We start from the raw sequence: 23,736 nt of genomic DNA, 5'->3' as shown, positions 1-23,736 counted from the left end.
GTCTGGCGGCGTTTACTGGAAAACTCACTGTCGGCAAAAGTCAGTTGCTGGCTCATCCGGTTACTCATTCTGGGTTCAGGTTACAACACGATGATCTCACATCTCGGACTTATTCGCACCTTCCTTAGCTTTGAGATCGCGAAGCAAGTTGCGCATCGCCAGCATCGCCTTCAGCTGCGGAATTTGGGCAGCCACCTGCTCTGGCGTGAAATCTTTCATGCTCTGGAAAGTCAGCTGAATGTTGTCTTCACCACCATCGTCAGACAGTGTATTTTTTACGGCCAGGTTAACTTTTGGGGAATATTCGGAAAGAACGCTATCAAAATTATTTTTGGTGATGTTAATCTTTTCACGCTCAGATATTGTCGCAGATTCCTGCCCGTTGCTGAAATCACCCGTAACAAGCAATTTCAAGGGTAATTCCATTTTCTTGCTTGCTCCGCCAGTATGCAGGTCAAGCTTCAGGTTAATACGTGCCTTAGGCACCTCGTTCTGAAAACTGTCAGCCATCTAATCATCCCTCTTTGTTTTGCTATGCCAACTTCACGGTATCGTTCTTGATGCGCAATAATAGAATAATGATCGGAACAAAATCAAATACACAGATCATTTATCCGATACAAGAATTTTCTTAAGAATTTTCCACTAAAACATTATCGCAAATTGCTCAATCAACTCAGAAAAAGAAACTACTCTTTTCTCACAAATCGGATATTTGTATCGCCGAAGGGATTGCAGCCAGAGAGATATTAATAAAAACATCTTATTTTGATTTGCATCACGGCACTATGTCAAAAAACAAGAAAGAACTGCAATATTTTATTGCAGTACGATTAAAAGAAGAGAAAAGTGGGTGATAAAAGACGACTATTCCATTGAGGATATGAATAATAAATAAGATTTTTCACAAAGAAAATTCTTATTTATTAGGTAAGGAAGAAATAAACGAGAAATAATTAATTTGCCGTAACTCAACAATGCCATTCTTTTTCGTTACGTCTTCCATCCGATCGCCAGGGCTTCTGCTCTCCGCTCAGTCAGGAAAAATGCTTTCAATGCGACTTTCTATAAAATCTGTAAAATCAAGCACCTCCTTAACTGCCGCTTTTTTAATCAAAAACGAGTAATAGCACATATCGTATAACGGTGCTACATTACGCCGCCCACCCAAATCAGCAGTGGCCAGGCAACGCCGTAAAGTTCGGTAAAGCCTGCAACCATCACCTTGAAGAACGGTCTTATCGGCACGTCGTATCGCAAACTCTGCGCTACCTTTACAGGCTTCACATAGGTTTTACTATTTTGTCTCAATCCAAATTTCAACGCGCGTTTTTACACCCGCGTTACTGGTTTACATGGTTTGGTCTTGGCGTTCTCTGGCTGCTGGTTCAACTTCCGTACCCTGTTCTGCGTTTGCTGGGGTCGAAACTGGGCAGCGCTTCCCGCTTCTTCCTGAAACGCCGCGAATCCATCGCGCGTAAAAATATTGAGCTTTGCTTTCCGCATTACAATGCCGAAGAGCGCGAGAAACTCATCGCTGAAAACTTCAAGTCTATCGGCATGGCACTGCTTGAAACCGGCATGGCCTGGTTCTGGCCGGATGAGCGCGTCCGCAAGTGGTTTGACGTGGAAGGGCTGGATAACCTTAAACGCGCGCAGATGCAAAAACGCGGCGTGATGGTCGTCGGCGTTCACTTTATGTCGCTGGAACTGGGTGGCCGCGTGATGGGCCTGTGCCAGCCAATGATGGCGACCTATCGACCACACAACAGTCCGCTGATGGAGTGGGTACAAACGCGTGGCCGCATGCGTTCGAATAAGGCGATGATCAGCCGTAATAACCTGCGCGGTATGGTCGGGGCTCTGAAGAAAGGTGAAGCCGTCTGGTTTGCCCCCGATCAGGATTATGGACGTAAAGGCAGCAGCTTTGCGCCTTTCTTTGCGGTTAAAGATGTTGCGACGACCAACGGCACCTTTGTCATTTCTCGTTTGTCGGGCGCTTCCATGCTGACCGTGACAATGGTGAGAAAAGCAGATAAGTCAGGCTATCGTCTGCACATCTCTCCTGAGATGGCTAACTATCCCGAAAACGAGTGCGAAGCCGCGGCGTTTATCAATAAAGTCATCGAAACTGAAATCATGCGTGCGCCAGAGCAGTATCTGTGGATGCATCGTCGTTTCAAAACCCGCCCTATTGGCGAAGCCTCGCTCTATATTTAAGCTCTTCAGAAAGGTTAGTTTCGCTAAGAAACTAACCTTTTCAATCACCTGTCATCCGTTAAGAAACCGTTTTTCATTGCGTCGCCCAAAGTGAATTTATTGCGATGCGAAATCAAACTGTCGCCGTTCCACGACACTCGTAAGTGACGGAAATTATTTAAAAAAATCCCTCTTGTCACCCCTCATTTTTAGGCGTACATTAGCGCCGTCTGGCAACAGGAAAGCACAGAATTCTGAGCTGGAGTGAGCGGCGAAACGGGAAAATTCTCATTTCCGCTTTGACCGGATTTCAGTTCTCTATAATCAGGTGGACTCTGTTTTTAAATGCGTACCACAAGATACGCGGAGCGATGAAACGTGAAATATTTCTTTATGGGCATTTCGGTGATTGTTTTAGTCTGGGCCGGAACCTTTGCCCTGATGATCTAGTGAAGAACATGCAGTCAAAAAAACAGGAGCCATTGGCTCCTGTTTTTTTATGTCATGATGACGCGGGATTTTCAGCCACGCTCTTCGAGGAGAGAAGCCCGTCGGCCCGGAACATACTCTTGATGCCCCTCACCGCCTGACGAATGCGGTCGCTATTTTCAATCAGGGCAAACCGCACATGGGTGTCGCCATAATCACCAAAGCCAATTCCCGGTGATACGCACACCTTCGCATCCTGCAGCAGCTTTTTGGCAAACTCCAGCGATCCCATCGCCGCGTATGGTTCCGGAATTTTCGCCCAGACGTACATGGACGCCTTCGGCATTTCCACCATCCAGCCCGCTTCATGCAAGCCTTTTACCAGCACGTCGCGACGGCGCTTATACTGAGCGGCAATCTCGTGGACGCACTGCTGGTCGCCCTCAAGAGCAGCGATAGCCGCAACCTGCAGCGGCGTGAAGGTGCCGTAGTCGTGGTAACTCTTAATACGCGCCAGTGCGCTCACCAGCGTTTTGTTACCCACCATAAAGCCAATACGCCAGCCCGCCATGTTGTAGCTTTTCGACAGGGTGAAGAACTCTACCGCCACGTCACGCGCGCCCGGGACCTGCATAATAGATGGCGCTTTCCAGCCATCATACACGATGTCGGCATAGGCTAAATCGTGAACCACCAGCACGTCATAACGCTTCGCCAGCGCGACCACTTTCTCGAAGAAATCGAGCTCCACGCACTGGGCCGTTGGGTTCGATGGGAAACCGAGGATCATCATCTTCGGTTTCGGATAGCTTTCGCGAATCGCACGTTCCAGTTCGTTAAAGAAATCGACCCCTTCCACCAGCGGAACCGAACGGACCTGCGCCCCGGCAATCACCGCACCGTAGATGTGGATTGGGTAGCTGGGATTCGGTACCAGCACCGTATCGCCATGATCCAGCGTAGCCAGCATCAGGTGTGCCAGCCCCTCTTTCGAGCCGATGGTGACAATCGCTTCACTTTCCGGATCGATATCAACCTGATAGCGATCCTGATACCAGCGCGAGATCGCGCGACGTAATCTGGGAATACCGCGGGAGGTCGAGTAGCCGTGCGTATCCGGACGCTGGGCAACCGTGCAGAGTTTTTCAACGATATGCGGTGGCGTTGGGCCGTCAGGGTTACCCATGCTGAAATCAATAATATCTTCGCCGCGCCGACGCGCAGCCATCTTCAGTTCAGCGGTGATATTGAAAACATAAGGGGGGAGACGATCGATACGCGTAAAACGGCGTTCAGGACTGAATTCAGCCATAGATTCCTCAGATTAACGTTAGCGCCCGGACCGTCCGAGCGACGCTGCCACCGATGTGGCGTGCTTAGAAAATAACCTGAAAAAAATCACGCTGTCGAGAGGGAAGTGAAAAAAAACGATCGCCTGAAAACCGGAACCCGGCTGTGCCGAAAAGCGGAAGCCCCTGTTTCAGGGTTGGCTTTCTGATAGCTGTTATTTAACAGGATGATATCAAAACAGTTACCTGACGATACGCAGGCTATAAAAAATCAGGACGTGTCCGTTACCGACAGACAATCCCCTTTAGAAATTATGGTTTTTCCTCATTTGATAAACCTGACGGATAGCTGGTCAACACGCGTCAGGTTTTTTATCATGGTTCTTTCCCGTTTTCCCAGGTCTACTCGTGCACGAAATATTCACTATGCTGCTGGCGGTTTTTGACCGTGCAGCATTAATGCTGATTTGCCTGTTTTTCCTCATTCGCATTCGACTGTTTCGCGAGCTATTGCACAAATCCGCACACTCGCCAAAAGAGCTGCTGGCCGTTACCGCCATCTTTTCGCTGTTCGCCCTGTTCAGCACCTGGTCTGGCGTGCCGGTAGAGGGTTCGCTGGTTAACGTGCGCATTATCGCCGTGATGTCCGGCGGAATTTTGTTTGGCCCGTGGGTGGGTGTCATTACCGGCGTGATTGCCGGAACCCATCGCTACCTGATTGACATCGGCGGCGTCACGGCGGTGCCCTGCTTTATCACCAGCATTATCGCCGGGGTGCTCTCCGGCTGGATCAGCTGCAAAATCCCGAAAAAACAGCGCTGGCGCGCCGGGATCGTGGCGGGCATGGTGTGCGAAACGCTGACCATGATCCTGGTCGTCGTCTGGGCCCCGACCACCGAACTTGGGCTGGATATCGTCTCGAAAATCGGTATTCCGATGATCCTGGGCAGCGTGTGCATCGGCTTTATCGTGCTGCTGGTGCAAAGCGTTGAAGGGGAAAAAGAGGCCAGCGCCGCCCGTCAGGCCAAGCTGGCGCTGGATATCGCCAACAAAACGCTACCGCTCTTCCGCCACGTTAACGCGGAGTCGTTGCGTCAGGTCTGCGAAATCATTCGCCATGACATCCACGCTGACGCTGTCGCCATCACCAATATTGACCACGTGCTGGCCTACGTTGGCGTCGGGGAGCACAACTATCGCGATAATGATGACACCATCAGCCCAACCACCCGACAGGCGATTAACTACGGTAAAATCATTATTAAAAACAATGATGAAGCCCACCGAACGCCGGAAATCCACTCCATGCTGGTGATTCCGCTGTGGGAGAAGGGCGTCGTGACGGGCACGCTGAAAATTTATTACTGCCACGCGCATCAGATCACCTCCACGCTGCAGGAGATGGCCATCGGCCTGTCGCAGATTATCTCCACCCAGCTGGAAGTATCCCGGGCGGAACAACTGCGTGAGATGGCAAATAAGGCAGAGCTGCGCGCGCTGCAGAGCAAAATCAATCCCCATTTCCTGTTTAACGCGCTGAACGCGATCTCCTCGTCCATTCGTCTTAATCCGGACACCGCGCGCCAGCTGATTTTTAACCTGTCGCGCTATCTGCGCTACAACATCGAGCTGAAAGATGACGAGCAGATCGACATCAAAAAAGAGCTGTATCAGATTAAAGACTACATCGCGATTGAGCAGGCGCGCTTTGGTGACAAGCTCACGGTCATTTACGATATTGATGAAGAGGTCAACTGCGTGATCCCAAGCCTGCTTATCCAGCCGCTGGTCGAAAACGCGATTGTTCACGGCATTCAGCCGTGTAAAGGCAAAGGCGTCGTCACCATCAGCGTCACCGAAAGCGGCAACCGCGTACGTATTGCCGTGCGCGATACCGGCCACGGCATTGATCCAAAAGTCATTGAGCGGGTGGAGTCTAACGAGATGCCTGGAAATAAAATCGGCCTGCTGAACGTGCACCACCGGGTCAAGCTGCTTTACGGCGACGGGCTGCATATTCAGCGTCTTGAACCGGGCACCGAAATTGCGTTTTACGTCCCGAACGAGCGCTCTCCCGCTCATTCGGCAACATCACTGTTGCCCCAGGTGGAGTAACCCATGAAAGTCATCATCGTAGAAGATGAAATTCTGGCTCAACAGGAGCTAACCTGGCTTATCAACACCCACAGCCAGATGGAAATTGTGGGTACCTTTGATGACGGTCTGGACGTGCTGAAGTTTCTGCAGCATAACCGGGTCGACGCCATCTTCCTGGATATCAACATTCCGTCGCTGGATGGCGTATTGCTGGCGCAAAACATCAATCAGTTTGCCCATAAGCCGTTTATTGTGTTCGTGACCGCATGGAAAGAGCACGCCGTAGAAGCCTTCGAGCTGGAGGCGTTTGACTATATCCTTAAGCCTTACCAGGAGTCGCGGATTGTCAGCATGCTGCAAAAGCTGGAGGCCGCATGGCAGCAGCAGACCGCCCCTGCAAGCGCCAGCCCAACGGTACGGGAAAACGACACCATTAATTTGGTCAAAGATGAGCGCATCATCGTGACGCCGGTCAATGATATCTACTATGCCGAAGCCCATGAAAAGATGACGTTTGTCTATACGCGACGGGAATCTTACGTGATGGCGATGAACATCACCGAGTTTTGCAACAAGCTGCCTGCGTCGCACTTTTTCCGCTGCCACCGCTCGTTCTGCGTCAATTTAAACAAGATCCGCGAGATCGAACCCTGGTTTAACAACACCTACATTTTGCGTCTGAAGGATCTGGATTTTCAGGTGCCGGTGAGCCGCAGCAAGGTAAAAGAGTTCCGCCAGCTCATGCACCTGTAACAAAAAAGCCCTCTCCTGCGGGAGAGGGCTATGCGTCAGAGGATTTGACCGAGAACCTGACGCAGGTGGGCACCCGACCCCAGCAGGCCTGGGTTATCATGCACGATCAGATAAACCGGAATGTCCTGCACGTAGCTTCTGAAGCGCCCTTTATCCTCAAACCCGCCGCGGAAGCCGGAGGCTTTAAAGAACTCCAGGAAGCGCGGCACAATGCCGCCCGCGATATAAACGCCCCCGAAGGTACCCAGCGTCAGCGCCAGGTTGCCGCCGAAGCGCCCCATGATCACGCAGAACAGCGACAGGGCACGACGGCAGTCAATGCAGCTGTCCGCCAGCGCGCGTTCGGTGACGTCTTTCGGCTGCAGATTTTCCGGCAGACGACCGTCCGATTTCACAATCGCCCGGTACAGGTTCACCAGCCCCGGTCCTGACAGCACGCGCTCGGCGGAGACGTGGCCGATCTCCGCGCGTAATTCTTCGAGGATAATGCCCTCTTCTTCGCTGTTTGGCGCAAAATCCACGTGACCACCTTCACCCGGCAGGCTCACCCAGCGCTGAGCGACATGCACCAGATGTGAAACGCCCAGCCCGGTACCGGCCCCGTAAACCGCAATCGGCTTACCTTCGACCGGTTCAGCGCCGCCAAACTGGATCAGATGCTCAGGCTTCAGCATCGGGATCGCCATGGACACCGCGGTAAAGTCATTGATGATTTCAAGATGCGCAAAGCCGAGGTTTTTTTTCATCTCGGCGATGGAGAATGCCCAGGTATGGTTGGTCATGGCGACCCAGTCGCCGGTTATCGGGCAGGCAATGGCGATGCAGCCATCTTCGACGCTTATCTGATGCTCCTCCAGATAGACGCGGACAACGGCCTCAAGGCTTGGATAATCGAGACCGGAATAGGTTTTCGCCCGGGAAATTTCACCGCTATTTACATCGCATAATGCAAGGCGCGCATTCGTGCCGCCCACATCGCCTACCAAAGCATACTTTGTCATTCTTCTACTGCTCCGCTAAAGTCAGAATAAATCTTTGGGACACTGTAAATTCAAGGCGTGATAACAACAACGACCGGAAGGTGAATGCCCATGGATTATCGATCTTCGTCACAGAATAACTTTACCGTTTCAGCACCTTTTGCACTATTGCCATAAGGCTTAATGTGCAAAGTAACGTAATACCGTTTTGTACAAGGAAATCATCATGCTTCACCCGCGAGCCAGAACCATGCTGTTGCTGGCAATTCCGGCGCTCATCATAGGCGTGGTTTCAAGTCTGGTCCTTATTGTCGTGATGAAAGTCGCGTCGGTGCTGCAAACACTATTATGGAACGCGCTTCCTGCAGGGCTGGGCGTCACCGCTGACTCTCCTGCGTGGATCGTTGGGATGCTGACGTTAACCGGTATTGCGGTGGGCCTGGTGATCCGTTTCAGTCCAGGTCATGCTGGCCCCGATCCGGCACTGGAACCGTTGATCGGTGCCCCGGTGGCCCCCTCGGCGTTGCCAGGGCTAATCATTGCGCTGATTATCGGTCTGGCTGGAGGCGTTAGTCTGGGACCTGAGCATCCGATTATGGCCGTGAACATTGGCCTGGCGGTTTTTCTTGGTTCACGCATTTTGCCCCGCGTTGGCGCGCTGGACTGGACCATTCTCGCCTCCGCAGGCACCATCGGGGCGCTCTTCGGCACGCCCGTCGCTGCCGCACTGATCTTTTCGCAGACGCTCAGCAGCAATAACGACGTCCCGCTGTGGGACAAGCTCTTTGCCCCACTGATGGCCGCAGCCGCCGGAGCGTTGACGACCAGCCTGTTTTTCCATCCCCATTTTTCACTCTCTCTCCCCCACTACGGCCAGATGCAAATCGCCGATATCTTCAGCGGCGCCATCGTCGTCGCCATCGCCATTGCGCTGGGCATGGTGGCAGTATGGTGTCTTCCACGCCTGCACCGGCTGATGCACAGACTCAAACACCCGGTGCTGATTCTGGGGGCTGGCGGTTTGGTTCTGGGTATTTTAGGTACGATCGGCGGGCCGGTGACGCTGTTTAAAGGACTGGACGAGATGCAGCAGCTGGCCTTCAGCCAGGTGTTCAGCGTCTCCGACTATCTGCTGTTTGCCGTGATCAAGCTGGCAGCGCTGGTGGTGGCGGCCGCCTGCGGTTTCCGTGGTGGACGCATCTTCCCGGCGGTCTTTGTCGGCGTTGCGCTGGGGCTGATGCTGCACGAGCATGTCGATGCCGTTCCGGCTGCGATTACCGTTTCCTGCTCGATTCTGGGGCTGGTGCTGGTGGTCACGCGCGATGCCTGGCTGAGCCTCTTCATGGCCGCCGTGGTGGTACCGGATACCACCCTCATCCCGTTACTTTGCATCGTGATGTTGCCCGCCTGGCTCCTGCTGGCGGGCAAACCGATGATGATGGCCTGGCGAAACGACAAATAATCAGGCGCTGTTGCGCGCTTCCAGCGCTTTGGTGATCGCCCCCAGCAGCGGAGGGATATCGGCTTTCGGCAGCATCACCTCAATCAGCGAGAGCCGCTCGTGGTGTGCCACTTTCTCAAGGACGTCCGCCAGCTGCTCCGCTTCACTGACCCGCCAGCACTGGGCCTGAGGATCAAGGCTCAGGGCCTGCGGGATTTGCGTCCAGTTCCATAGCGCAATGTCGTTGTAACGCTGCTCAGGCCCGTGGATCGCTCTTTCCACCGTGTACCCTTCGTTGTTCAGGACCAGAATGATGGGGTGTTGTTTATCCCGCAGCATCGAGCCAAGCTCCTGGATAGTAAGTTGCGCCGCGCCATCCCCCGTCAGGACAATCACGCGCCGGTTCGGGCAGGCCGTTTGCGCGCCAAATGCTGCCGCCAGCGTATAGCCAATCGATCCCCACAGCGGCTGGACGATAAAATTCACGTCAGCCGGCAGACGAAGGTCGATCGCGCCGAAGGCCGAGGTGCCCTGATCCGCAAGAATGATGTCTCCCGGACGAATAAATGTCTGCAACGTTTGCCAGAAATTCGCCTGCGTCAGCGAGCCATCCGGCTGCGGGTAGGCCATCGCGCTTTGAGAAGACTGCGCGGGCGTCTCGTGCACGTGCTGTTTGCACAGTTCCACCAGCGTTTCGATTGCCTGAAGCATAGGGATGCCGGTAAACCAGAGATCACCCACGCGTGAGGCATGAGGCTGAACTTCTATCGTTTGTGCCGGGGTGAGCTGATGCGTGAAGCCGGCGGTCAGGGTATCGGTAAATCGCGTGCCGATGCACAGTACGGTATCCGCCCCTTCAATCGCCTCTTTTACCGCACCGGCGCTCGCTGAACCGCTGTAGGTGCCATAAAATCCGGCGTGACGTTCGTCAAATATCCCTTTGCCCATCAGCATGGTGGCGTGTGCCATCGGCACGTCTTTGACCCATTTTTGTAGCGCATGCTTCAGGCCGTGGCGCAGGACAAGGAAATCGGCCAGCAGCGCAGTACGCTTGCTCCTGGCAAGCTTGTTTTCTGCGGCGTCCCGAAATGCTTTCAGGCAGGCACTATCGGCATGTGGAAGCCTGAGCGTGAGAGCGTTTACAGGGGGAGTGGCGGCCTTTTTTGCCACATCGGCAGGCAACATCAGATAGCCGGGGCGACGCTCCCGGAGCATTGTCGTTAACACCCGGTCGATTTCATAACAGGCGTTTTGTTCGGTCAGGATCGCCTGTGCAGCAGTGATCGGTTCGCTCATATGATAAAAATGACGAAACTCACCGTCGCCAAGCGTGTGGTGCAGCAGCTCCCCTCTTTGCTGTGATGCCGTACCCGGTGCCCCTACAATATGCAAGACCGGAACGTGCTCGGCGAAGCTGCCCGCAATGCCGTTCATGGCGCTTAACTCTCCTACGCCAAATGTCGTCAGCAGCGCGGCAAAGCCCTTACATCGGGCGTATCCGTCAGCGGCATAAGAAGCGTTTAACTCGTTGGCACAGCCCACCCAGCAGATATCCGGGCTGTCTATCACATGGTCGAGAAACTGCAGGTTATAGTCGCCCGGCACGCCAAACAGATGATCGGCTCCACAATCAGTAAGACGGTCCAGCAGGTAATCGGCGACGCAGTATGGGGTACGCATGAACAGGTATCCTTCTAATGTTGACCTCACCTTGAGTATTAAATAAGCGTGATGGCTGTCCAGAATTGGTGATAAGAAGGGCATGGAAAGAATGCTTTACAAAAAAGGCTGCGCTATGCTGCTTTTTTTCACGAAAATGTAAACGCATACACTGATTTTTCACTTCAGCGCCAGAGGTCACGAAAATGGGTTATCAGCCGGACAAAAATCGTTACAGGACAATGGAGTATCGCCGCTGCGGGCGAAGCGGACTCAGGTTGCCTACCATCTCGCTTGGGCTGTGGCATAACTTTGGTGACACCACCCTTATCGAAAACAGCCGTCAACTTTTACAGCGTGCGTTCGATCTGGGCATTACGCATTTCGACCTTGCCAACAACTATGGCCCGCCCCCCGGATCGGCCGAACGTAATTTCGGACGTATTTTGCAGGAGGATTTCCTGCCCTGGCGCGACGAGCTAATCATCTCCACCAAAGCGGGTTATACCATGTGGGAGGGGCCTTACGGCGACTGGGGGTCACGTAAATATCTGCTGGCAAGCCTCGATCAAAGCCTGAAGCGCACGGGGCTGGAGTATGTGGATATCTTCTATCATCACCGGCCAGATCCGGAAACGCCGCTGCAGGAAACCATGAAAGCGCTTGACCATGTGGTGCGTCAGGGGAAGGCTTTGTATGTCGGATTATCCAACTACCCGGCTGTTCTGGCTCGCCAGGCGATTGATATCCTTAATGACCTCGGGACGCCCTGCCTGATCCACCAGCCGAAATACTCCCTTTTTGAACGTGCGCCGGAAGCGGGGCTGCTGGACGTGTTGCAGGAAAAGGGAGTCGGCTGTATTCCCTTCTCGCCGCTGGCCGGCGGGCAACTGACCAATCGCTATCTGAACGGCATCCCCGCAGACTCACGCGCGGCAAGCGGCAGTCAGTTTCTTAAACCCGATCAGCTCACCGAAGAGAAGCTGGAGAAAGTCAGGAAGCTGAATGCCCTGGCAGAAAGCCGCGGCCAGAAGCTGTCCCAGATGGCGCTGGCCTGGGTATTACGCCATGAGGAAGTGACGTCGGTGCTGATTGGGGCAAGTAAAGCGGCTCAGATTGATGACGCCGTGGGGATGCTGGCAAACCGCCATTTCTCTGCAGAAGAGTTGGCCCGTATAGACGCGATCCTGAGCAGCTCAATATAACATCACTTTTAGCAAAAAGTGCTCTCACCCAGGAATTCGGAGTTGAGGCGATGATACGACGCTTTACCAACTCGTAAAATTGCGTTAACAGGCCCAACAAAGGCCCCGATCGTGAAGGAGAAAGAGTATGTTCAGGTCACTGATTCTTGCAGCGGTATTACTGGCTTCGGCGCCGCTGATCGCCACTGCGGGCGAAATCACCCTGTTGCCATCAGTAAAATTACAAATTGGCGATCGTGACGACTACGGCAGATACTGGGACGGCGGCTACTGGCGCGACCGTGATTACTGGCATCGTCACTATGAGTGGCGCGGCGATCGCTGGTGGAAACATGATAACGGCAGACACCGCGGCTGGTATAAAGACAGCGCCTATGAGCGCGGTTACCGTGAAGGCTGGAACGATCGTGACGACCGTCGCGGCGGCTGGGGTCGCGGCAAAGGTCATGGTCACGGCCATCATCACTAATCAAAAAGGAGCCTCCACGGCTCCTTTTTTGTTAAAGACCCAGCGCGGTTCCCACTAACAACCACAGGTTCAGCGCCACGACCACCACCACGATGGCCCACCCGGTTCGTTTCACCAGCGTTGAGTTGACCAGCTCGCCCATCAGGGTTTTGTTGCTGGTAAAGATCAGCAGCGGCACCAGCGCCAGCGCAATACCAAAACTCAGCAGCACCTGGCTCATGACCAGAATTCGCGTTGGGTCGAGTCCCATCAGAATCACCACAAATGACGGCAGCATGGTGACGGAACGACGAACCCACAGCGGAATATGGAACCGGACAAACCCCTGCATCACCACCTGGCCTGCCAGCGTGCCCACCACCGTAGAAGAGAGACCAGCAGCCACCAGGCTAAGGCCAAATATCGTGGCGGCAGCATGGCTCAGCAACGGCTCCAGCGTGAGATACGCCTGGTCGAGATCGGCAATACCGGTATGACCGTTAAAGTGGAAAGCTGCGGCTGCAGTAGCCATCATCGCCAGATTGACAAACCCCGCGATGGTCATGGCGATCGCCACGTCCCACTTGGTGGCGGAGTAACGTTCTTTACGCGTCCCACCGTGGAGATGCTGAGTCAGCGAGGAGTGGAGATAGATCACATGCGGCATGATGGTCGCCCCCAGCACCCCGGCGGCCAGGAACACCGCTTCCGAGGTCGGCAGGCTTGGGATCGCCATTCCTTTACCGAGCTGCGCCAGATTCGGCTGTGAGAAGATTAGCTCAACGATATAGGCCGCCGCGACAAACAGCAGCAGACCGCCAATGACCTTCTCCAGCGGCTTTTGACCCCGACGCTGCAGCATCAGGATCAGGAACGTGGCAATCCCGGTGAGGACCGCCCCCTGCAACAGCGACACACCCAGAATCAGCTTAAAGCCGATCGCTGCGCCGATAAATTCAGCAAGGTCAGTGGCCATGGCGATGATTTCAGCCTGAACCCAGTAGAGCCAGACCGCGGGACGCGGATAATGGTCGCGAATTTGCTCCGCCAGGTTTTTGCCCGTCGCAATCCCCAGCTTTGCGGAGAGCATCTGAATCAGCATTGCCATCAGGTTTGCCCAGACGACCACCCAGAGCAGCTTATAGCCGAAGCTGGCCCCGGCCTGAATATTGGTCGCAAAGTTACCTGGATCGATATAACCAATGGCAGCGATGAACGCAGGTCCCATTAATGCGAACCGCAACTTGCGCGCTGCTCTGCCACTGCTACCCTCTACGCGACTGTTTGTCATTTCTGCCTCTGAAATATAGCCTTTGCTATGTTTAATGCTATCAAAATGAGAATGATTATCAAGATCATTTATGAAGTTTGCAGTGATTTCTCTGATAGCTTTGAACGATAGACGGGCGGGTAAGTGGGGCGATCTAACTGAAACTGAAATCGCGCATGCTTTTGTGAAGACTAGCACACAAACTTAACTTTTCACTCATTTACCTAACATAACAAAAATGTATTGTGGATCACTATTTTTGAGACTCGTCACAGGATGTAACTATAGTGTGTCCTCGATCTCGTTTTCTTTTCGCTTGTTACATAGAATGTGCACGAAAATTAAACCTGCCTCATATTTGGAGCAAATATGGACCGCGTCCTTCATTTTGTCCTGGCACTTGTTGTCGTTACTGCACTCGCATTGCTGGTCAGCACAGACCGCAAAAAAATTCGTATTCGTTATGTTGTCCAACTGCTGGTCATTGAAGTTTTACTTGCGTGGTTCTTCCTGAACTCCAACGTAGGCCTCGGCTTCGTGAAAGGCTTCTCCGAAATGTTCGAAAAACTGCTCGGATTCGCCAATGAAGGGACCAACTTTGTCTTCGGTAAAATGAACGACGAAGGTCTGGCGTTCTTCTTCCTGAAGGTTCTCTGCCCTATCGTCTTCATCTCCGCGCTGATCGGTATTCTGCAGCACATCCGCGTTCTGCCGTTCGTGATTCGTGGAATTGGTTTCCTGTTATCCAAAGTGAACGGCATGGGTAAGCTGGAATCCTTCAACGCCGTCAGTTCCCTGATCCTCGGTCAGTCTGAGAACTTCATCGCGTATAAAGATATTCTCGGCAAGATGTCCCGCAACCGCATGTACACCATGGCGGCAACCGCAATGTCTACCGTTTCCATGTCTATCGTGGGCGCGTATATGACCATGCTGGAACCAAAATACGTGGTGGCTGCGCTGGTACTGAACATGTTCAGCACCTTTATCGTTCTGTCGCTGATCAACCCGTACCGCGTTGACGCCAGCGAAGAGAACATCCAGATGTCTAACCTGCACGAAGGCCAGAGCTTCTTCGAAATGCTGGGTGAATACATCCTGGCCGGTTTCAAAGTCGCGATTATCGTTGCCGCCATGCTGATCGGCTTCATTGCGCTGATTTCTGCACTGAACGCCCTGTTCGCCGCGGTGCTGGGTATCTCCTTCCAGGGCATTCTGGGCTACATCTTCTACCCTGTTGCATGGGTGATGGGTGTTCCGGCTCACGAAGCGCTGCAGGTGGGCAGTATCATGGCAACCAAACTGGTTTCTAACGAATTCGTTGCGATGATGGATCTGCAGAAAATTGCCAGCACGCTTTCTCCACGCGCGGAAGGTATTCTCTCCGTGTTCCTGGTCTCCTTCGCGAACTTCTCGTCTATCGGTATCATCGCCGGTGCGATTAAGGGTCTGAACGAAGAGCAGGGTAACGTGGTTTCTCGCTTTGGCCTGAAGCTGGTTTACGGCTCTACGCTGGTGAGCGTCCTGTCCGCATCTATCGCGGCACTGGTTCTGTAACGTTTACCGTTAAACAAAAACCGGGAGCCAGGCTCCCGGTTTTTTTATGCCCGCAATTCTTCCAGCGGTTTGGGTTTGCCTATCAGGTATCCCTGCAGGTAATCCACACCAAAGCAAAGCAGCATCTCCCGCTGGGCCGGCGTTTCGACGTATTCCGCGACGACGCACAGCGATTTCGCCTTCGCCAGATTACACATCGACTGGACGATCATTGCATCCATGTCGTCTGTACAAATGTCTTTCACAAAGCAGCCGTCAATTTTAATGATGTCCGCCTGCAGGCGTCTGAGGCGCTCGTAGTTGGCGTAGCCAGTACCAAAATCATCTATGGCAATTCGGAAACCGTAATCCCGCAGCTGCTGAATATTGTTGATACTTGTGCCTGAATTTGAAAAAGCCTGCTCCTCGGTGATCTCAATCACGACGGCCTGAGGTGCCACGCCGTACCGTTCAAACAGCGCGCAAATCTCAGTCGCCACCTCTTTTTGCATCAGCGTGAGCGGCATCAGATTGACGGAGAAACGGGTGCCAGCCTGTGTTGAAGGGTGATCGCGCAGCCACAGCAGTAATTTCTCCATAATGCACATATCAAACCGATGGCTGAGGTTGAACTGGGCAATCAGCGGAATAAAGCGGTCAGGGGTGAAGATCTCGCCCTCGCTCTCCATACGCGCCAGGATTTCGTAATACCCGCTCCCGTCCGCCTTCTGGATCGGTTGCGCGTATAAATGGAACTGCCCCGCCTCAAGGGCATGCTTAATCCGCGCCAGCATCAGGACACGCTCTGTCGTTTGTCCTGATGCCGCCTCAAGGCTATTCGTGAGCGCGAGAACGTTTTGCTCTCCGCAGGCCTGCTCTGCCAGCCAGCTCAGCTGTCCCAGCGTGTGATGCAGCTTTTCGCCGTTTTCGACCATTCCCCAGGATGCGCCAAATTCAATATCCAGCCCGGTGTTGTTCCAGAAAATCTTACGGCTGTTCAGCCGATCGACCATATGCTGGAGCCGCTCGGCGGTTCCCGGCCCCAGTAATACCAGCACCAGTTCGCTTCCCGGAAGCTGGAAGAGCGTCTCATCTTTCTGCAAAAGTGGCTGTAGCGACGTGGCGATCGTACGTTTGCAGTGGACCCGCATGATAATCCCGTAGTGGCGGCTCAAAAACTCCAGGTTATCCATGCGCAGAATGCACACTTTGGCATCCGGGTGAATCTCAAGATAATCTTCCAGCGCACGAATATTGGGCAAACCGGTAAGGGGATCGGTAAGCGCCCTGCCCTGCCAGCCCCGCTTCAGCCACTCGCTGCGCTGGTAAATGCGCGACATGTAAAGCAAGCAGATAGCGAAAGAAATCAGCACGGAGAGGATAAAGGAGAGTGAATGGCCCGATTCGACCCCGTTCAGGAAGTTGTAGTTGTAGGTCAACAGCAGGAGCGCTGAGGTGGCCCACAGCAGAGAAATCAACGCATAGGTCAGGCGGCTTATTGCCAGGGTAAAAAGAATAAAAATCAGCGGCATCAAATAGCCCGCAATGACCGGTGATTCAAAAGGACCACATAAAATGATGAGAATGGCGCCTAAAAGCATCAGCCAGACAAAAATATATAATGGATTCTTGTGATAAAACACGGGCTTCACGCTTCGCCGCCAGAAGGTGACGGCATAACGAGGATTAATTATCATTCTTAATGGGTAATAGAACATCATGGTAAAAATCAGCCCCGCGCATATCAGGCTTTGAATATCCACAACATTATAAATTACCGTTCCTTCGCCGAAATAGGTTGAGATAGTCACCGGAAAATCAAACAAATAGCCTGCCATATACATCGACAGCTTAATACCAAATGGCACAATAAAACCGAGCCAGAATATACGTAGCCCGATGTGCTTGTTAGGGATGGAGTGGCGCCAGCGCTTGCCCAGCATGAGGCGTAGCAGGCCGCAGGCCGCGAACAACGCAAAGGTCTGACAGAACAGCAAAACTGAATATTGTAGCGGCACTAAATTAATATAGAATAAATTAGTGACAGTAAAACCTAACAAAATGGGAAGAATAGCCCTGCGCCCAAATAGCAGAATTACCGCCAGCATCACGCTGAGCGGCAGCCATGCTAAATAAACGTCATGACCATTAACAATTGCGCGTGGAGAGAGATAACGGGAGACAGGTACCGCAATCAGACAAAGTGTCAGGGCAATTATAAATATCTTTACATTATTGTACGTTTTTCTATTCATTAAGCTGATGAGTATATTATCCGTCTGAATCATTGACCGGATGGATAATAGGTTTATTAATTGCACGAATCAAGTTCAAGTCTATTTATAGACACGTTTATTGATTTCGATTGAGGTGAGGTATGGGAATACCTTCTTTTTGATAACAAAAACCAGTGACGGGCGTTACAAACAGATAAAAAAAACCCTCGTCATTTGACGAGGGTTTACAATTTTGGTGGAGCTAAGCGGGATCGAACCGCTGACCTCTTGCATGCCATGCAAGCGCTCTCCCAGCTGAGCTATAGCCCCACATGTGACTTTACTGACCGCACTCTGTTGGGTTCAGAGTTTGGTGGAGCTAAGCGGGATCGAACCGCTGACCTCTTGCATGCCATGCAAGCGCTCTCCCAGCTGAGCTATAGCCCCATCGTAAAGCTGTCATGTTGACGGGCGGCATAATATGAATTCCGCTGCGGAGTGTCAACGGCAAAATCAATGACCGCCGTTCGATCGCCGAAAAATCATGCAAATGAATCACTTTGCGAGCGTGCTCGTAATCAGGAGTTAAGCCTGTCACGTTTTCATGTAAAACGGTGCTATAAAATGAGCCGTTAATTAACCCCACTGATATTCAGGGAATTGCATGATCAAGGAACGAATGACGCCAGAAGAGTTAGCCCTGCTCACTGGCTATAGCCGACAGACCATCAATAAATGGGTACGCAAAGAGGGTTGGATTACGTCACCAAAACCTGGCGTTCAGGGCGGGAAAGCGCGACTGGTACATGTGAACGAAAAAGTCCGCGACTTTATCCGCAGCGCACGTCGGGCAAGCGAAACGTCCGATATGGCAGAAGGTACCAGCCATAACAGTTCGCTTCACACCCTACTCCTGACGCTGGCTGATGAAATGACGCCGGAAGAGCAGAAACAGATGACATCGCTGTTACTGCGGGAAGGGATCACCGGATTGTTGCAACGTTTAGGGATTCGCGATCGGGACTGATATGAAAAAATTACGGAGCAAAATGACCACGGAAGAGCTGGCGGAGAGTTTGGGCGTTGCCAGGCAAACGGTTAATCGCTGGATTCGCCAGCAGGGCTGGAAAACAGAAGGACTCAACGGCGTGAAAGGCGGTCGCGCGAGGCTCATTCATATCGATGCGCGCGTGAAGGAACATATCATGAGTCTCCCGGCGATTCGCAACCGTCAGGCGGTTTACCATCTCGCGGAGGCCACTTCCGCCTACAATGCCCCCTCTGCAAACCTGTTTCCGGGCATAATTGAGACGCTGGAGAATATGACTGCAGCAGAGCAGAAGCGTCTGGACACCTTCCTGAAGCGCGAAGGCATTCACGGCTTTCTTAAGCGTCTGGGTATTGCAGAAGAAGAAGCATAAAAAAACGGCAGGTTCCCCTGCCGTTTGTTTTATCTGAGACGTTATTACTGCTGATTTTCTCGTTCAGCGATAAAGTCCAGAGCCTTGTTAATGCGCGACACGCTGCGTGATTTGCCGATAGCATGAACCGTTACGTCCAGCGCCGGAGACTGACCCGCACCGGTCACAGCAACGCGCAGTGGCATACCGACTTTACCCATGCCGACTTCCAGCTCGTCCGCCGTCGCCTGAATGGCGTGATGCACATTCTCTGCGGTCCACTCGGTAATGGCAGCCAGCTTGTCACGCACCACTTCCAGCGGCTGACGCGCAACCGGGCGAAGGTGTTTCTTCGCGGCGTCCGCATCAAACGCATCAAACTCTTCATAGAAGTAGCGGCAGCTTTCAGCAATCTCTTTCAGCGTTTTGCAGCGCTCGCCGAGCAGTTTCACCAGATCCGCCAGCTCAGGGCCTGTGCGGGTATCAATATTTGCCTGCTCAATGTGCCACTGCAGATACGTCGCCACATATTCTGGCGGCATGGTATTGATGTAGTGATGGTTCAGCCACAGGAGCTTGTCGGTGTTAAACGCGCTGGCGGATTTGCTGACAGAGCTCAGAGAGAACAGTTCGATCATCTCTTCGCGGCTGAAGATCTCCTGGTCACCGTGAGCCCAGCCCAGACGCACCAGATAGTTCAGCAGCGCTTCTGGCAGATAGCCGTCGTCGCGATACTGCATCACGCTCACCGCACCGTGACGTTTAGACAGCTTTTTCCCGTCGTCGCCGTTGATCATGGAGACGTGGGCATAGACAGGCACAGGGGCGTTCAGCGCCTTCAGGATGTTGATCTGACGTGGCGTGTTGTTGATATGGTCTTCACCGCGCACAACGTGGGTAATTTCCATATCCCAGTCGTCCACCACCACGCAGAAGTTGTAGGTTGGAGAACCATCGGTACGACGGATGATCAGATCGTCGAGCTCCTGGTTGCTGAATTCGATCGGGCCACGGATCTGATCGTCAAAGATCACAGACCCCTCTTGCGGGTTAGCAAAACGCACAACGCAAGGCTCATCTGCAGCATGCTCGCTGTGGTCGTGGCGGCAGCGGCCGTCATAACGCGGCTTTTCACCGTTCGCCATCTGCTCTTCACGCAGCGCATCCAGACGCTCTTTGGAGCAGTAGCACTTATACGCCGTGCCCGCGACCAGCATCTCATCAATGACGGCGTTATAGCGGTCAAAGCGTTTGGTCTGGAAGTAGGGACCTTCATCCCATTCCAGGTTCAGCCAGTTCATCCCATCCATAATGGCTTCAATTGCTTCTGGCGTGGAGCGCTCAAGATCGGTGTCTTCAATACGCAGCACGAACTCACCTTTGTTGTGGCGTGCGAAAAGCCAGGAATAGAGAGCGGTACGTGCACCACCGACGTGCAGATAGCCTGTCGGGCTCGGCGCGAAGCGAGTTTTGATTTTCATGAAATGGCCTTACGTTATAAAGATGCCGGCAATCGGCAAATCCTGGGGAAAAAACAATGGGCAATATTCTATCACTGTGCGGCGATTCCTCAATGTTGTTCCCTGAATCGGGCCCGAGTTTGCGATTTTTGTTTAGAAATCATGCGCCACTGCCCGTTTCGCGATCGTTTTGCTTAATTTTACGACGAACGAATAAAAACTTTAGAAAATGCGTTGACTCATTTTCAACTCTCCCTATAATGCGACTCCACACAGCGGGGGTGATTAGCTCAGTTGGTAGAGCATCTCCTTTACACGGAGGGGGTCGGCGGTTCGAGCCCGTCATCACCCACCATCTACTTCGGTAGACTCGCAGTGTAGATAAGCATTGAGATTGGGCGATTAGCTCAGTTGGTAGAGCATCTCCTTTACACGGAGGGGGTCGGCGGTTCGAGCCCGTCATCGCCCACCATTCTCATCTTATCGCAGCAGTTCCGAAATGGGCGATTAGCTCAGTTGGTAGAGCATCTCCTTTACACGGAGGGGGTCGGCGGTTCGAGCCCGTCATCGCCCACCATTTCGGGTCGTTAGCTCAGTTGGTAGAGCAGTTGACTTTTAATCAATTGGTCGCAGGTTCGAATCCTGCACGACCCACCAATGTAAAAAAGCGCCCTAAAGGCGCTTTTTTGCTATCTGCGATATAAAAAATGTGAACCTGCCGCATTTTCCTCAAGCTAATCCCGTCGGTGCCGATACCTCTGTTTTATAACGCGAGGAAAAAGTATGACGACCATTCAGGCATCAACCCAATCTATTCAAACCAGCAGTGGCGGGAATGGGGCTTCTGGCGGTAACGATATCTCTGCGCAAATCACCCGCATTCTCGACAAAATCCAAAAACTGACTCAGCAGTTAAACGAGCTGGCGAACAGTCCCGGCAGCACGGAAGATAAGAAAAAGCAGCAGGAACTGATTCAGACCCAGATCAAAGTGCTTCAGGCGCAGCTCGCCGCACTGCAGCGCCAGCAGGCCGAAGAGGCCCAGAAAAAGCAGGATCAAAAATTGGGCAAAGTGGAAGGTGTGAATAGCCCAACAGACAATAATCAGATTGATATCTACATCTAATCTTCTGAAGCGTTAAACAGTGGATCGCGTATGCGGGCCTCGGTCAATCGCTGTGCCTGGATACGCACCACTTCCCAGATAGCCTGCGCCGCCCCCGAGAGTGAACGATTTTTTCGCCGCACCAGCATTAGCTTTCGTTCGACAACGGGCGTCAACCGCTTCACGGCCAGTCGACTTCCCTGAGGCAGGGGAAGCGCCAGGGCGGGCAACACGCTGATGCCGATCCCGGCTTCCACCATGGGAAACAGCGTTGCCGGGTGGCCAATCTCCTGCACGATCGCTGCCTTTACCCCCTGATTCATCAGTGCGGAATCAATCAGCGGGCGGCTGCCCGAGGCATAATCTTGTAAAACCAGGTTTGCGCCCTGCAGTGACTGCCACCTGACGTCAGGCAACGCTGCCAGCGGATCGTCGTCACGGCAGAGCAGCAAAAAGGGCTCCGAAAGTACGCTTTCGCACTCCAGATCGCTCACCTGGCCGGGATCGATAACAATACCAAAATCGACATCCCCCTGGCGGATGCTCTCCAGTACCCACTGCTGTGGCCGGTCATGCAGGACAAAGTCAATGTCCGGGTAGCGATGGTTCCCCTCGGCAATACACTGCGGGATAAGGTGTGCAGATATCGTCTGGCTGGCCGCGACCCGCACGGTACCCGAAAGCTGCTGCCCCAGCCTCCCCACGTCTCTGAGCGTGCTGTTCAGCTCATCCAGCAGCCGTTCAAGGCGCAGAGCAAGCTGCTGCCCGGCTTCGGTCAACACCACTTCGCGCGTGGTGCGGTCAAGCAACCGGACGCCGGTCTGATTTTCCAGTTCTTTCACGCTGTGGCTGACCGCCGACTGGCTCAGGCCAATCATCTCCCCTGCCCGGCTAAAGCTGCGGGCATTGGCGACGGTAACGAAAATGCGGAGCTGGCGTAAGGAATAATTCATCTGTTTAATTCATGAATGGATGCAATAAATCAATTTTATTTCTCAAAAAGAAAAAAGCACAATAGCGACATCTGTTTTCAGGAGTCATTATGAAACTATTTCGTATTGTTGATCCGTTTACGCTCACCCTGGTCGTTACCGTTTTACTGGCCTCGTTCTTTCCCGCTCGCGGCGGGTTCGTCCCGTTCTTTGAAGGGCTGACGACGGCCGCCATCGCACTGCTGTTTTTTATGCACGGCGCGAAGCTGTCCCGTGAAGCGATTATCGCAGGGGGGAGCCACTGGCGGCTGCATCTCTGGGTAATGTGCAGCACGTTCATTCTCTTCCCGATCCTCGGCGTGCTGTTTGCCTGGTGGGCACCGGTTAACGTCGACCCGGCGCTCTATACCGGTTTTCTGTATCTCTGTATTCTGCCGGCTACCGTGCAATCCGCCATTGCCTTTACCTCTCTGGCGGGAGGGAACGTTGCGGCCGCCGTCTGCTCGGCATCGGCATCCAGCCTGCTGGGGATTTTCGTCTCGCCGCTGCTGGTGGGCCTGCTGATGAACATGCACGGCGCGGAAGGTAACCTTGAGCAGGTCGGCAAAATCTGTTTGCAGCTGCTGCTGCCGTTTGTGCTGGGGCATCTCTCGCGTCCGTGGACGGGCGCATTTGTGGCAAAGCACAAGAAATGGATTTCAAAAACCGACCAGTCGTCGATCCTGCTGGTGGTCTATTCCGCCTTCAGCGAAGCGGTCGTGAACGGGATCTGGCATAAGGTGGGCGCTGGTTCGCTGCTCTTTATCGTGGTGGTCAGCCTCATCCTGCTGGCAATTGTCATTGCAGTAAACGTCTTTGTGGCACGCAAGTGCGGCTTCAACAAAGCGGATGAAATTACGATTGTGTTCTGCGGTTCGAAGAAGAGCCTGGCAAACGGTATCCCGATGGCCAACATTCTGTTCCCGACCTCGGTGATTGGAATGATGGTACTGCCGCTAATGATTTTCCATCAGATCCAGCTGATGGTCTGCGCGGTGCTGGCGCGTCGCTACAAGCGCCAGACGGAAAAACTGGCGCAGGAAGGGACCCGCGCCGCAAAGGCTTAAGGACGTTTCAGGGGCTGCACCAGCTGGGTCAGCCCCTCGGTTTTGATCAGTAACGTGATAGCCATCAGCTCGCCCAGTCGCCCTGCCGGGAATTCATCCTTACGGGCAAACCACAGCAGATACTCCTCCGGCAAATCAATCAGCCTGCGGCCCTTGTATTTACCGAACGGCATCTCCGTATTGGCGATCTCAACGAGCTGCTCTTTCTCCAC

Annotated in this window: 24 protein-coding genes and 7 tRNA genes; 19 read left to right on the top strand and 12 right to left on the bottom strand. The window is 53.2% G+C overall.

What is annotated here, in order from left to right; all coding sequences use genetic code 11:
* Positions 1-96: 96 nt before the first annotated feature.
* Positions 97-510: a type VI secretion system contractile sheath small subunit gene (tssB, locus tag ACOTXT_RS11330; RefSeq protein ID WP_421625313.1), complete on the bottom strand. Its 414-nt coding sequence runs from the start codon at positions 508-510 to the stop codon at positions 97-99.
* A gap of 639 nt (positions 511-1,149) precedes the next feature.
* Positions 1,150-1,287 carry a hypothetical protein gene (locus ACOTXT_RS11325; RefSeq protein WP_162184392.1) on the bottom strand — a complete coding sequence of 46 codons (138 nt, stop codon included), beginning with the start codon at positions 1,285-1,287 and terminating at the stop codon, positions 1,150-1,152.
* 12 nt (positions 1,288-1,299) lie between these two features.
* Between ACOTXT_RS11325 and lpxP the strand changes: the two genes are divergently transcribed.
* Positions 1,300-2,220 (top strand): kdo(2)-lipid IV(A) palmitoleoyltransferase, encoded by a 921-nt coding sequence (lpxP, locus tag ACOTXT_RS11320; protein WP_025912768.1) that lies wholly within the window; start codon positions 1,300-1,302, stop codon positions 2,218-2,220.
* A gap of 357 nt (positions 2,221-2,577) precedes the next feature.
* The gene (ypdK, locus tag ACOTXT_RS11315) at positions 2,578-2,649 is read left to right on the top strand and encodes a membrane protein YpdK (protein WP_099458937.1); all 72 of its coding nucleotides are present in this window, start codon (positions 2,578-2,580) and stop codon (positions 2,647-2,649) included.
* Positions 2,650-2,701: 52 nt separating this feature from the next.
* Here ypdK and alaC read toward each other — a convergent pair whose 3' ends face one another.
* On the bottom strand, positions 2,702-3,940 hold the full coding sequence (gene alaC, locus ACOTXT_RS11310) for an alanine transaminase (RefSeq protein ID WP_008501582.1): 1,239 nt from the start codon (positions 3,938-3,940) through the stop codon (positions 2,702-2,704).
* Positions 3,941-4,325: 385 nt separating this feature from the next.
* Between alaC and ACOTXT_RS11305 the strand changes: the two genes are divergently transcribed.
* Positions 4,326-6,032 carry a sensor histidine kinase gene (locus ACOTXT_RS11305; RefSeq protein WP_129345002.1) on the top strand — a complete coding sequence of 569 codons (1,707 nt, stop codon included), beginning with the start codon at positions 4,326-4,328 and terminating at the stop codon, positions 6,030-6,032.
* Between the two features lie 3 nt (positions 6,033-6,035).
* The gene (locus tag ACOTXT_RS11300; RefSeq protein WP_129345004.1) at positions 6,036-6,767 is read left to right on the top strand and encodes a LytR/AlgR family response regulator transcription factor; all 732 of its coding nucleotides are present in this window, start codon (positions 6,036-6,038) and stop codon (positions 6,765-6,767) included.
* Between the two features lie 35 nt (positions 6,768-6,802).
* Here the strand turns inward: ACOTXT_RS11300 and glk are convergent, their stop codons facing one another.
* Positions 6,803-7,768: a glucokinase gene (glk, locus tag ACOTXT_RS11295; protein ID WP_008501585.1), complete on the bottom strand. Its 966-nt coding sequence runs from the start codon at positions 7,766-7,768 to the stop codon at positions 6,803-6,805.
* A gap of 205 nt (positions 7,769-7,973) precedes the next feature.
* Between glk and ACOTXT_RS11290 the strand changes: the two genes are divergently transcribed.
* A complete protein-coding gene (locus ACOTXT_RS11290; protein WP_055321754.1) occupies positions 7,974-9,209 on the top strand; it encodes an ion channel protein in 1,236 nt (411 codons plus the stop codon).
* Here ACOTXT_RS11290 and ipdC read toward each other — a convergent pair whose 3' ends face one another.
* The gene (ipdC, locus tag ACOTXT_RS11285) at positions 9,210-10,868 is read right to left on the bottom strand and encodes an indolepyruvate decarboxylase (protein WP_039266818.1); all 1,659 of its coding nucleotides are present in this window, start codon (positions 10,866-10,868) and stop codon (positions 9,210-9,212) included.
* Between the two features lie 185 nt (positions 10,869-11,053).
* On the opposite strand from ipdC, the gene mgrA reads away from it, so the two are divergent.
* A complete protein-coding gene (gene mgrA, locus ACOTXT_RS11280) occupies positions 11,054-12,052 on the top strand; it encodes an L-glyceraldehyde 3-phosphate reductase (RefSeq protein WP_055321755.1) in 999 nt (332 codons plus the stop codon).
* Between the two features lie 127 nt (positions 12,053-12,179).
* Positions 12,180-12,521 carry a DUF2502 domain-containing protein gene (locus tag ACOTXT_RS11275; RefSeq protein ID WP_008501589.1) on the top strand — a complete coding sequence of 114 codons (342 nt, stop codon included), beginning with the start codon at positions 12,180-12,182 and terminating at the stop codon, positions 12,519-12,521.
* Between the two features lie 31 nt (positions 12,522-12,552).
* Here ACOTXT_RS11275 and ACOTXT_RS11270 read toward each other — a convergent pair whose 3' ends face one another.
* Entirely contained in the window at positions 12,553-12,699 is a 147-nt protein-coding gene (locus ACOTXT_RS11270; RefSeq protein WP_148639726.1) for a manganese transporter, read from the bottom strand.
* Here ACOTXT_RS11270 and ACOTXT_RS11265 point away from each other — a divergent pair.
* From ACOTXT_RS11265 to ACOTXT_RS11250, 4 genes are all read left to right on the top strand, one after another.
* Positions 12,667-12,782: transfer RNA gene (locus tag ACOTXT_RS11265), tRNA-Met, on the top strand. The two genes, ACOTXT_RS11270 and ACOTXT_RS11265, sit on opposite strands and share 33 nt — an antisense overlap.
* Before the next feature lie 154 nt (positions 12,783-12,936).
* Complete coding sequence (locus ACOTXT_RS11260) at positions 12,937-13,269, top strand: hypothetical protein (protein ID WP_154816489.1); 333 nt, start codon at positions 12,937-12,939, stop codon at positions 13,267-13,269.
* A gap of 72 nt (positions 13,270-13,341) precedes the next feature.
* On the top strand, positions 13,342-13,731 hold the full coding sequence (locus ACOTXT_RS11255; RefSeq protein ID WP_154816488.1) for a hypothetical protein: 390 nt from the start codon (positions 13,342-13,344) through the stop codon (positions 13,729-13,731).
* A gap of 408 nt (positions 13,732-14,139) precedes the next feature.
* Complete coding sequence (locus ACOTXT_RS11250) at positions 14,140-15,327, top strand: NupC/NupG family nucleoside CNT transporter (protein ID WP_008501591.1); 1,188 nt, start codon at positions 14,140-14,142, stop codon at positions 15,325-15,327.
* A gap of 44 nt (positions 15,328-15,371) precedes the next feature.
* Here the strand turns inward: ACOTXT_RS11250 and ACOTXT_RS11245 are convergent, their stop codons facing one another.
* From ACOTXT_RS11245 to ACOTXT_RS11235, 3 genes are all read right to left on the bottom strand, one after another.
* Positions 15,372-17,561 carry a sensor domain-containing phosphodiesterase gene (locus ACOTXT_RS11245; protein ID WP_063929802.1) on the bottom strand — a complete coding sequence of 730 codons (2,190 nt, stop codon included), beginning with the start codon at positions 17,559-17,561 and terminating at the stop codon, positions 15,372-15,374.
* A 215-nt stretch (positions 17,562-17,776) separates the two neighbouring features.
* Positions 17,777-17,852, bottom strand: a tRNA-Ala gene (locus tag ACOTXT_RS11240).
* A 41-nt stretch (positions 17,853-17,893) separates the two neighbouring features.
* A tRNA-Ala gene (locus tag ACOTXT_RS11235) sits at positions 17,894-17,969 on the bottom strand.
* A gap of 217 nt (positions 17,970-18,186) precedes the next feature.
* On the opposite strand from ACOTXT_RS11235, the gene ACOTXT_RS11230 reads away from it, so the two are divergent.
* Both ACOTXT_RS11230 and ACOTXT_RS11225 read left to right on the top strand, forming a co-directional pair.
* Positions 18,187-18,549 (top strand): YfeC-like transcriptional regulator, encoded by a 363-nt coding sequence (locus ACOTXT_RS11230; RefSeq protein ID WP_008501593.1) that lies wholly within the window; start codon positions 18,187-18,189, stop codon positions 18,547-18,549.
* 1 nt (position 18,550) lies between these two features.
* A complete protein-coding gene (locus ACOTXT_RS11225; protein ID WP_032663116.1) occupies positions 18,551-18,943 on the top strand; it encodes a YfeC-like transcriptional regulator in 393 nt (130 codons plus the stop codon).
* Positions 18,944-18,987: 44 nt separating this feature from the next.
* Here the strand turns inward: ACOTXT_RS11225 and gltX are convergent, their stop codons facing one another.
* Positions 18,988-20,403, bottom strand: a complete 1,416-nt coding sequence (gene gltX, locus ACOTXT_RS11220; protein ID WP_032663114.1) for a glutamate--tRNA ligase — start codon at positions 20,401-20,403, stop codon at positions 18,988-18,990.
* Positions 20,404-20,661: 258 nt separating this feature from the next.
* Here gltX and ACOTXT_RS11215 point away from each other — a divergent pair.
* The 5 genes from ACOTXT_RS11215 (at position 20,662) to ACOTXT_RS11195 (ending at position 21,507) form a co-directional block, all read left to right on the top strand.
* Positions 20,662-20,737: transfer RNA gene (locus tag ACOTXT_RS11215), tRNA-Val, on the top strand.
* 41 nt (positions 20,738-20,778) lie between these two features.
* Positions 20,779-20,854, top strand: a tRNA-Val gene (locus tag ACOTXT_RS11210).
* Positions 20,855-20,883: 29 nt separating this feature from the next.
* Positions 20,884-20,959 (top strand) — tRNA-Val (locus ACOTXT_RS11205).
* A gap of 4 nt (positions 20,960-20,963) precedes the next feature.
* Positions 20,964-21,039 (top strand) — tRNA-Lys (locus ACOTXT_RS11200).
* A gap of 126 nt (positions 21,040-21,165) precedes the next feature.
* Complete coding sequence (locus ACOTXT_RS11195) at positions 21,166-21,507, top strand: FlxA-like family protein (protein ID WP_023294240.1); 342 nt, start codon at positions 21,166-21,168, stop codon at positions 21,505-21,507.
* Here the strand turns inward: ACOTXT_RS11195 and ACOTXT_RS11190 are convergent.
* Positions 21,504-22,439, bottom strand: a complete 936-nt coding sequence (locus ACOTXT_RS11190; RefSeq protein ID WP_023294241.1) for a LysR family transcriptional regulator — start codon at positions 22,437-22,439, stop codon at positions 21,504-21,506. The genes ACOTXT_RS11195 and ACOTXT_RS11190 overlap by 4 nt on opposite strands.
* A gap of 89 nt (positions 22,440-22,528) precedes the next feature.
* Here ACOTXT_RS11190 and ACOTXT_RS11185 point away from each other — a divergent pair, with 89 nt between their 5' ends.
* The gene (locus ACOTXT_RS11185) at positions 22,529-23,524 is read left to right on the top strand and encodes a bile acid:sodium symporter family protein (protein WP_008501598.1); all 996 of its coding nucleotides are present in this window, start codon (positions 22,529-22,531) and stop codon (positions 23,522-23,524) included.
* On the opposite strand, the gene ACOTXT_RS11180 is transcribed toward ACOTXT_RS11185, so the two are convergent.
* Positions 23,521-23,736 (bottom strand): DUF3820 family protein, encoded by a 216-nt coding sequence (locus tag ACOTXT_RS11180; protein WP_003861328.1) that lies wholly within the window; start codon positions 23,734-23,736, stop codon positions 23,521-23,523. The two genes, ACOTXT_RS11185 and ACOTXT_RS11180, sit on opposite strands and share 4 nt — an antisense overlap.

Source organism: Enterobacter cloacae complex sp. IR5422 (assembly GCF_049238165.1).
GTDB classification, from domain to species: Bacteria; Pseudomonadota; Gammaproteobacteria; order Enterobacterales; family Enterobacteriaceae; genus Enterobacter; species Enterobacter roggenkampii.
The sequence above is the reverse complement of the archived record's forward strand: the minus strand, read 5'-3'. Positions and strand labels throughout refer to the sequence as shown.